The sequence below is a fragment of the Chryseobacterium carnipullorum genome, from assembly GCF_900142785.1.
Lineage (GTDB): Bacteria > Bacteroidota > Bacteroidia > Flavobacteriales > Weeksellaceae > Chryseobacterium > Chryseobacterium carnipullorum.
The window spans coordinates 1-1469 of sequence record NZ_FRCD01000050.1; the positions used below are offsets into that span (position 1 = coordinate 1).

Annotated in this window: 1 protein-coding gene; it reads left to right on the top strand. The window is 37.8% G+C overall.

Going from position 1 to position 1469, the window contains the following annotated elements; genetic code table 11:
- Positions 1 to 111: 111 nt before the first annotated feature.
- Positions 112 to 1458 carry an IS5 family transposase gene (locus BUC06_RS23265; RefSeq protein ID WP_073337011.1) on the top strand — a complete coding sequence of 449 codons (1347 nt, stop codon included), beginning with the start codon at positions 112 to 114 and terminating at the stop codon, positions 1456 to 1458.
- Positions 1459 to 1469 lie beyond the last annotated feature (11 nt).

Consider the following 1469-nt stretch of genomic DNA (forward strand, 5'->3'; position numbering starts at 1 on the left):
TAGTCTCTCCTTAAACCACCTATAATTTACTGATTATTAGTATTTTGGGTTTAAAATAGCTTGTTTTTTATTGCAAGAATTTGTATCTTAGAGCTTTAAAACCTTGCAAATATGTTGGGGAAAAATCCAGAAAAGAAGCCAGAATTATTCCGCCCAATGTTGGTGGATTTTATTGACCACGAGCATGAACTTGTTCTACTTTCAGAAAAAATAGATTGGAATTATTTTGAGAAAGAATTTTCGCCCTTGTATTCCAAAGTGGGCAATCCGAGCCATCCGATTCGGTTTATGGTGGGTTGTTTGCTACTGAAACATTTGTATAATTTGGGCGATGAGACGTTGGAAAAAGCCTGGATCATGAATCCTTATATGCAGCATTTTTGTGGCAGGGTTTTCTTTGAACACGAATTTCCTTGTGACCCGAGTAATTTTGTTCATTTCCGAAAAAGAATTGGCGAAAAAGGTATCGAAAAAATCTTTGCCTACAGCGTAAGAATGCACGATGCCAAGACGAACACCTCAAATTTTGTTTTGTCCGATACTACCGTTCAGGAGAATAATACCTCTTTTCCTACCGATGCAAAATTGTGCAAAAAAGTGATCGATTATTGCAACAAAATAGCCGGAAATGAAGGCATAAAACAAAGACAACGCTACACAAAAGTCAGCAAACAAATGGTGCGCAACACCTACAACGGAAAACATCCCAAGCGGGCAAAAGCGGCAAGGAAATCTCAAAGACAGCTCAAAACCATCGCCATGAGACTGATTCGTGAATTGCAACGGAATTTTAATGCAGAACAGCAAGAATTTTATAAAGATTTAATGACATTGTACACCAAGGTTGTCACACAAAAAAGAAACGATGCCGATAAAATTTACAGCATTCACAAGCCTTTTACCCGATGTATTGCCAAAGGAAAAGCGCATAGCCAGTATGAATTTGGGAATAAGGTAGGTTTGATAACCACCGCCAACAAAGGCAAGAAAATCATTCTCGGGATTAAAGCGTTTTTGCAAACTCCTTACGATGGTCACACCATAGAACCACTTTTGGAACAGATGGAAACCGGTGGTCAAAAGCTCCCAAAAGAACTCCTTTACGATAGAGGTGGCAGAGGAAAATCAGAAATAAAGGGCGTGAAAATCTCCATCCCAAGCACTCCAAGAAAAAAAGACACTGCTTATCAAAAGCAGACAAAGCGCAAAAAATTTAGAACCAGAGCGGCAATAGAACCTATCATCGGACATTTAAAAACCGATTTTAGGCTGGCAAAAAATTACTTCATCGGAGAAACGGGACCACAAATCAATGCATTACTAGCTGCAACCGCTTGGAACATGAAGAAAATGATGGAACTACTGAAACAGAAAATTATTTTCTTATTTTGTAAGATACAAATTATGCTGTTTTCTAATCCTGTTTTTAAAAATAAATTAAATAGTGGGTTTTGTTAAGGAACGACTAC